The organism is Acinetobacter sp. V2, from assembly GCF_001188385.1.
Lineage (GTDB): Bacteria > Pseudomonadota > Gammaproteobacteria > Pseudomonadales > Moraxellaceae > Acinetobacter > Acinetobacter oleivorans.
In genome coordinates, this window is record NZ_JZFB01000001.1 from 1,185,625 (window position 1) to 1,192,144 (window position 6,520).

Annotated in this window: 11 protein-coding genes and 1 pseudogene; 2 read left to right on the top strand and 10 right to left on the bottom strand. The window is 33.2% G+C overall.

The window, feature by feature from the left end:
- The 3 genes and pseudogenes from UC75_RS20290 to UC75_RS05420 all read right to left on the bottom strand — a co-directional run.
- Positions 1 to 149, bottom strand: a pseudogene (locus UC75_RS20290) (phage head morphogenesis protein); the annotation flags it as partial.
- A 159-nt stretch (positions 150 to 308) separates the two neighbouring features.
- Positions 309 to 551 (bottom strand): hypothetical protein, encoded by a 243-nt coding sequence (locus tag UC75_RS05415; RefSeq protein WP_049836945.1) that lies wholly within the window; start codon positions 549 to 551, stop codon positions 309 to 311.
- A gap of 600 nt (positions 552 to 1,151) precedes the next feature.
- Positions 1,152 to 1,466: a winged helix-turn-helix transcriptional regulator gene (locus UC75_RS05420; protein WP_004791654.1), complete on the bottom strand. Its 315-nt coding sequence runs from the start codon at positions 1,464 to 1,466 to the stop codon at positions 1,152 to 1,154.
- 110 nt (positions 1,467 to 1,576) lie between these two features.
- Here UC75_RS05420 and UC75_RS05425 point away from each other — a divergent pair, with 110 nt between their 5' ends.
- Positions 1,577 to 1,993 carry a carboxymuconolactone decarboxylase family protein gene (locus tag UC75_RS05425; RefSeq protein ID WP_049836946.1) on the top strand — a complete coding sequence of 139 codons (417 nt, stop codon included), beginning with the start codon at positions 1,577 to 1,579 and terminating at the stop codon, positions 1,991 to 1,993.
- Positions 1,994 to 2,077: 84 nt separating this feature from the next.
- Here UC75_RS05425 and UC75_RS05430 read toward each other — a convergent pair whose 3' ends face one another.
- The 7 genes from UC75_RS05430 to UC75_RS05455 all read right to left on the bottom strand — a co-directional run bounded on the left by UC75_RS05430 (position 2,078) and on the right by UC75_RS05455 (position 6,042).
- Positions 2,078 to 2,650, bottom strand: coding sequence for a lysozyme (locus UC75_RS05430; RefSeq protein WP_049836947.1), 573 nt, complete (start codon positions 2,648 to 2,650; stop codon positions 2,078 to 2,080).
- A gap of 15 nt (positions 2,651 to 2,665) precedes the next feature.
- Positions 2,666 to 3,175, bottom strand: coding sequence for a hotdog fold domain-containing protein (locus tag UC75_RS05435; RefSeq protein ID WP_049836948.1), 510 nt, complete (start codon positions 3,173 to 3,175; stop codon positions 2,666 to 2,668).
- 185 nt (positions 3,176 to 3,360) lie between these two features.
- The gene (locus UC75_RS05440) at positions 3,361 to 3,561 is read right to left on the bottom strand and encodes a hypothetical protein (protein WP_004791647.1); all 201 of its coding nucleotides are present in this window, start codon (positions 3,559 to 3,561) and stop codon (positions 3,361 to 3,363) included.
- 107 nt (positions 3,562 to 3,668) lie between these two features.
- Entirely contained in the window at positions 3,669 to 3,938 is a 270-nt protein-coding gene (locus UC75_RS05445) for a hypothetical protein (protein WP_049836949.1), read from the bottom strand.
- A 291-nt stretch (positions 3,939 to 4,229) separates the two neighbouring features.
- Positions 4,230 to 4,604, bottom strand: a complete 375-nt coding sequence (locus tag UC75_RS05450) for a TonB C-terminal domain-containing protein (RefSeq protein WP_049836950.1) — start codon at positions 4,602 to 4,604, stop codon at positions 4,230 to 4,232.
- Between the two features lie 149 nt (positions 4,605 to 4,753).
- Positions 4,754 to 4,984 carry a hypothetical protein gene (locus UC75_RS20295; RefSeq protein WP_128825135.1) on the bottom strand — a complete coding sequence of 77 codons (231 nt, stop codon included), beginning with the start codon at positions 4,982 to 4,984 and terminating at the stop codon, positions 4,754 to 4,756.
- Positions 4,985 to 5,187: 203 nt separating this feature from the next.
- Positions 5,188 to 6,042: a LysR family transcriptional regulator gene (locus tag UC75_RS05455; RefSeq protein WP_049836951.1), complete on the bottom strand. Its 855-nt coding sequence runs from the start codon at positions 6,040 to 6,042 to the stop codon at positions 5,188 to 5,190.
- 112 nt (positions 6,043 to 6,154) lie between these two features.
- On the opposite strand from UC75_RS05455, the gene UC75_RS19250 reads away from it, so the two are divergent.
- Positions 6,155 to 6,520, top strand: a 366-nt coding sequence (locus UC75_RS19250; protein WP_212771764.1) for an SDR family NAD(P)-dependent oxidoreductase, incomplete at its 3' end; no start/stop codon positions are given.

Here is a 6,520-nt window from a genome sequence, read left to right on the forward strand (position 1 = left end):
AATAAGTTAGCCAACTTATCAAGCATGGTAACCGTTTCAGAATTAAATAAATTAAGAAGTTCGTTGACCGATCTTGATGATGCTCGATATAGATAGGCCTGATGTTGAGTTAAAATATCAAAAAGTGTTTTTTGATGAAGATTAGCCATAAAAATTTACCTCTACAGAAGTGCTTTTTTATTGTTTTGCTATTTATATTTTCAGTATCTCTAGAATAAGTTATGACTAACAAGCACACCTACGTAAAGTTATTTAGCTAAATGCTCATCCTTGTAATGCATTTTTTATAAACGTACCTTAAACCTAATCTAAATAGGATCTTTCCTGCTGAGTAAAACAGCATTACTCGGAATACTTTTAAGTATTTTCTTTTGTTGTCTTAGCCATTCTTTATAAAATTTTTTATCAGATTGTTCCGAAAAGTTGTCTTTAGGCTTGTTATAGGAAGCATCACGCATATTTTCAGATCGTACACACGGCCAATTGTTTAAGTGGGGTGTCAAAACAGCATTACTTACCAATGAAAGCTCTTCTAATCTAATTAAGTTCATCTCTACTTCCTTACTTCCCTCTAGCGTCCTCACTCTTCAATTGATTCATACAAAGCTTTATTTTGAATAATCTATAGACGGCTATTGTTTATTCCCTAAACCGATCCAATTAGGGCTACACACAAATAACATGCCTTCAAAAATGCAAAGTGCAAATTTTGTGTATTGATTTATCAAACATGTAAGTTGCTATAGGAATGAATAAATTGAGTTTAAATAGAGTGATGAAGATATTTAGAATGTTTTCTTCTTTGTTGCTTCAATTTCAGATATACTGAACTTAGTATGAGATGAGCCTTATATAGTTCATTGCTAGATCAATGAACGACTAAGCCCTTCGCTTTCGAGCAAGGGCTTTTTTAATGCTTAAAATTTGAGAAAACTTATACTTATATGAACTGTCCGGTCGGCCATCAGTTTGCCTTTATAGATTAGGTCTGTTAGATTGGTCTTGTTCATCAACTCCTATTGTCGATGAATACTGAAGCCTGATTCGTAGCATCAGGCTTTTTTTATGCCTAAAATTTGTATAAATGATCTTACCGAAATGATGACGTGCGATCTGAAACAAAGTAAATCAAACTATAAAATAAACCAGCCTTATCTTACTTTTAGCCAAGTGCCCACTTCTTTGAGTACATCAACTAAACCGTTTAATTTCTTGCCATCTTCGGTTAGTGAGTACTCAACTTTAACAGGAACTTCCGCAAAAACTTCTCTGTTAATAAACCCTTCTTCTTCAAGAAAACGCAATTCTAAAGTTAGCATTCTTTGAGAAATATTAGGTATTGCGCGTCTGAGTTCATTAAAGCGCATAGGTCTTTCGATGAGAAATGAAATAATTAACATTCTCCAGCGGCCACCCAATACTGTCATTGCCTCTTCTACAGAACAGCCAGAAATATTATCTTTCATTGTTTAATTAGGTATAAAAAATATACCTATATAACAAAATAGTGCCTAATTTACAATCTATACCTAGTGGTAAATAATAGTTTTTTATCACGAAAAGACTGGCCCATATTATGGAATATAAAGAAGTTGCTAAAAAAACGATTAATCATTTGTACTCAGCACATGCATCTATTCGCACCTCAGGCATCGACCCTCAAATCATTGCTTTAGCTGAGTTGTATGTATCCCAAATCAACGGCTGTGCTTACTGCTGCGCTTTTCATGCTCAGGAATTAAGAGATATGGGACTAAGCCAAGAAGTCATTGATAAAATTCCGGGCTATAAACATTCAAATGCCTTTTCAAAGAAGCAACTTCTTGCTCTTGAACTTGCGGAGGCAGTTACTTTTCTATCGGACAAAATTGAAACTGTAAAAGCTCATTTAGCTGAATATTTTAGTGAACGAGAGATTGTAGAATTGACGACCAGCATTTCGCTCATGGGGGCTTTAAACCGGCTTAGAATCACTTTAGGTGATAAAAGTTAATCTATTCACCTCCTATATGAAAAAGCCCTAATTATTTGGGGCTTTTAATGAATTTTTGAGAAAATTTAATAAAAATTGAAAGCACTATTTTGACGATAAAAATAATTTCTTTTCGATTGCACGGCGATTCACCAGCCCTTGCAAACGCTTACCGCCAGCATTGATCCAGACATCAAACTGGTTGGCAGCCTCTTTATAATCACCTAAATTTAAATTTTTGAGTAAGGTCGAGTTTTTAAAAGCCCCTACTCCAATGTTATAAGTCAAAGAAACTAATGCATCGAATTGATTCTGTTTTAAAGGCACTTTTACGGCATTATTTACTGCGCGCTCAAATATCTTTAAATCATGCTGCATATAAGCTTTAGCCTGTTCAAATGTACATCGGTCTCCTTCACTTACACGCTGGCCATTAGGATATCGCGTCGTGCCATATCCAATAGTCCATACCCCAGTACCATCGTCATAAGCACTAAGTTTTAATCCTTCAAAATTACAAATTAGGTTTACACCTTCTAAACTAAGAGACATCCCATCAACAGCGACACCTATCAATTCATCGCCATAATCAGTTGCTGTAGCAATCTGATCCGCTGCTGCATCTTGCTGAGGCTTAGCAGTAAAAAATTTGCGGAGATAATCCAATATTTTTTGCATTTAATGCCCTGTTATTTACTTTTTCTCTGTAACCCAAAGCGTAATATACCCTTGAACTACTGGCTGCCCATCCGCTCTATAAGCGTTAACTTTTACTTGCATATCTCCAACTTTCCACTCGTCATCAATTGTTGCCACTAACTTAATATCAGAATCTGCCTTAGCTACATAATTTACGTTCATACCTTTAGGTAACCATCTTAAATGTTGAGGTACTGATGCTTCAGCTAATACACCCATGACAAATTCCAGCCCATTACATATGGCAATAACGTGTACCGTCCCGATATGATTTTCGATTGATTTATTTTTTTTGATTGAAGCTTCGCACAGGTTCAAATCTAATTTTTGAATCATTGGATTTACAGTCTGAAAATATGGAGCCACTCGACTAACAACTTTTGATAATAGCATTAATCCGCCTGGTACATTTTTCAAAGTCTTAAACGCGAGCAGAACATCATTGACCGGTGGAACAGCTTTATTTTTGATTTTGTTGGTAAATGTAGAAATATAATTACTCATAGTTTTACTTCAATTCGAGAATTAATCATTCAATAAATATATATGTACCCACTTCTACACTCATTGCTTAGTTCTCAATTTTTTGAGTCATTAATGATAATGATTAAATAGCCTTGAACGTACCGTACTGCTCAACTAGAAATTCTAAAATATTAAAAATGCCCAATATTGAATTGGGCTTTAAATTATTCTTCAATTTCGATGGGATCGCCATCTTCAGGGCGAATGTGTCGCTCACCATCATCGGCCGGATCTACACTCGAGCCATCTTTGGTAATACTGTTATACAACTCATCCTCTTTTTTATCATCGATAAATTCTTCATCGGCAAAATCAAGAGGTTCTTCATCATCGTCAAAATTTAAGGGTTTTTCTTCATCTATCATGAGATTCTTCCTCTCCTTAACTTGTGTCATTCCATGCTTAAATAATTAACGGCTACATTCAACACCAAACAATCATCATTTGTGTAACTGCCACTTTCGAATACGTTTTAGTTTTTGTTATTTTCAAGATGGTTCAGAATACTACTAATTTTTAAAAGTAAGTAACCAAACAGTAGTCCATTAAATATAATGAAAAGACCGACTGTAACCATTTCTTTAGACCAAACTTGAATAATGTCTAAATTATCATTTCTTGTTTCAACTTGCCCATATGACAAAATAAAGGCTATTCCCAAAACAATTCCAAATAAAATTACGCCCCACGCGACAACTGAGGTTGCCTTACTTTCACTATGGGGTTTGTTTGCTAGACTCATACTTTTTCTTGTCACATTTAAGGGTTCATATTATTTTTTTATATTAATTTAATGCCTATTTAAAGTTTTGTTTATGTTATGTTTTGATAGCAATGTAACTAATTTTTATCTTTTTTTTACCTCTCCATCAACTGTCTTATTTTCTATTTACACTGATATGTTGCTTTTACTTTTTTGAAAGAAATCTATATCTCCATTAAACTAACTACTTCCGCTATTTCATAAAATAAAAGAGCAAATTTATATACATTAACAGTTTTAAATTTGCTCCCACGCTGAAGAAGAACTTACTTATTTAGCCTGAAATTTAATATTGAATTTTCTTGCTTGCTTTCTTACTTCAGGATTTGAAGGCAAAGCAAATGGGCTTGCACGCCAAATCGCCTTTTCAATACTAGTTTTAAATTTTTGTTCTTCTTTATCTAAAAAGATGATTTGTTCAATTTCCCCACTGTCAGTTAAAAATACTTTAACGCTTGCACTCATACCAGCTGAAGATGTTGGAATATCCCATATTTTATAAATTTTCTTTTGATATTGCTTTTTATATTTTTCAGCTTCTGAAGTAATTTTATTATCGGTCACTTGAACAGGTATAACCTGTTTATGGCCAGTCGCACACCCAACTAATAAAAATAAAGAAGCAATAATAGTGAAGTTTTTCATTTAAAATACCTTTTTTCAATAATTAAAATTTAACAGTTTAAATTTTAAAAAACCACCCGAAGGCGGTTTTAATCACTGATTATCCCTAGCCAGCAAAGGTAGTAGGCCATCCTGATCTACCTTTGTTTAAATTAATGTTTTATTTTTCTTTAAAAAGGGACTTCATAACGAAAATTTAGATTCGAATTTTCCGATATATTTATATTATAGACATCTCGATCGGTAAAAATCCCGTGTTCAGGTGTTTTAAAACTATTAAAAGCTTTATTCTCTGGAACTATTGGAGGTTTATTCAAGTAATTTTCTTGAGAATTATATGGAGATGAAGCACAGCCAATCAGCCCAAAACCCAATAAAGATATAAGTAGAAATGTCTTCATAAATTTTGACTACCGTTAAAAAACTACACAACTTAACAAATTGAACAGCTATTGTCACACCGCAACTATTTAGCAATACTTAACAATAAATTTAAAGAAATATATTAATCTGAGACGTTATTGTAGAAATTAGAGCAACTCTATAACTTCATTTAATTATCATGGACTATTCGACTCATGATCATGGCATATGCTCTACTCTTTTAAATAAACTCTTCTATTAAAATTTGGCTAATCGCACTTGTTGTTATATTTTCTTCTGAAGCTTTATAGAGCATAAACTCAACATTTGGAAGTAAAGGTAAATTATCTTTGGAGTTAATAATTTGAATATTACTGTTTAACGAAGATCTATTTAAACATGATATTCCCAGACCAGCCTCGATTGCAGCAGCGATGCCTTTTACTCCTGTAGCAGTATGTGCAACATAAAAAGGAATTTTTTCTTTCTGCAAAATTTCTTCGATAAAATTTTTCAAAATACAGCCCGAAGACATTGTCACAATAGGCATAGGATTATCTTCGATTTCACATTCATGAGACTTAATCCAAAACAGAGGTTCTTCGGATAATTTAATGGCCTGAATATCTTTTTCTATTGTTTCACCAATATTCATATAGATAGCCAAATCATAAATATTTGAAAAGAAATTATCTTTAATATCAGAACTTTTCATGATTGAAATATGCAGCTTTAAGTTTGGGAATTTCTTCTGGATTCTTTTTAAAACAATCGTTAAGTCATTGGGTCTAAAATAATCTGTAATTGCTATCCTAAATTCTCCAGAAATATCAACTCCTCTTATTTTGTCTAAAGCCATAGAACAAGACAGTAAGATCTTCTCAGCTTCTGCCAACAAGATCTCACCCTCAGTTGTTAGCGATGAACCTTTTCGGTCTCTAATCATTAATTTCTTGCCAACAAACTCTTCTAATTTTGAGATCTGCTCACTAATGGTTGAATTAGACAGATTTAATTTTGAAGAAGCTAACGAAATTGTCCCAGACTGAGCTACGACAACAAAAGTTGAAAGTAAGGTGGTATCGAAATATCTCATATTCGGAAAATCCGTAGTATATCTTCATATAATTTCGATTTTAACAAATAAACTTAAATACTAATATCGAAGAAATAGAAAACTCTTAAGCCCATTTAAAAAGGAAAATCTTATGAATCTCGACTTTCAAAATGAGGTTGCTATTGTCACTGGCGGCGGCACTGGTATAGGTCAAGCTATTAGTAAACTGCTTGCAGAAAAAGGTGCTTCCGTAGCGATTGTTTACTCTAAAAGTGAGAAAGAAGTTTTAGATACTATAGATGAAATCACCAAAAAGAATGGAAAAGCCTTTGCGATAAAAGCCAATATTTCAGCAGATGACGAAGTCAAAACAATGATTGAAACTGTAGTAAAAAAGTTTAGCAAAATTAACTATCTGATTAACAATGCTGGCATTACAAAACAGCTTAAATTTGATGACTTAGATGATGTAACAGATGACATTTGGGACCAACTTATCGCTGTTAATTTGAAAGGT

Excerpts from the sequence above, each read along its gene's own strand:
- UC75_RS05445 (WP_049836949.1), bottom strand. The coding sequence starts at position 3,938 with ATGAGTCTAGCAAACAAACCCCATAGTGAAAGTAAGGCAACCTCAGTT.
- UC75_RS05450 (WP_049836950.1), bottom strand. The coding sequence starts at position 4,604 with ATGAAAAACTTCACTATTATTGCTTCTTTATTTTTATTAGTTGGGTGT.
- UC75_RS05455 (WP_049836951.1), bottom strand. The coding sequence starts at position 6,042 with ATGAGATATTTCGATACCACCTTACTTTCAACTTTTGTTGTCGTAGCT.
- UC75_RS05420 (WP_004791654.1), bottom strand. The coding sequence starts at position 1,466 with ATGAAAGATAATATTTCTGGCTGTTCTGTAGAAGAGGCAATGACAGTA.
- UC75_RS05440 (WP_004791647.1), bottom strand. The coding sequence starts at position 3,561 with ATGATAGATGAAGAAAAACCCTTAAATTTTGACGATGATGAAGAACCT.
- UC75_RS05415 (WP_049836945.1), bottom strand. The coding sequence starts at position 551 with ATGAACTTAATTAGATTAGAAGAGCTTTCATTGGTAAGTAATGCTGTT.
- UC75_RS05430 (WP_049836947.1), bottom strand. The coding sequence starts at position 2,650 with ATGCAAAAAATATTGGATTATCTCCGCAAATTTTTTACTGCTAAGCCT.
- UC75_RS20295 (WP_128825135.1), bottom strand. The coding sequence starts at position 4,984 with ATGAAGACATTTCTACTTATATCTTTATTGGGTTTTGGGCTGATTGGC.
- UC75_RS05425 (WP_049836946.1), top strand. The coding sequence starts at position 1,577 with ATGGAATATAAAGAAGTTGCTAAAAAAACGATTAATCATTTGTACTCA.
- UC75_RS05435 (WP_049836948.1), bottom strand. The coding sequence starts at position 3,175 with ATGAGTAATTATATTTCTACATTTACCAACAAAATCAAAAATAAAGCT.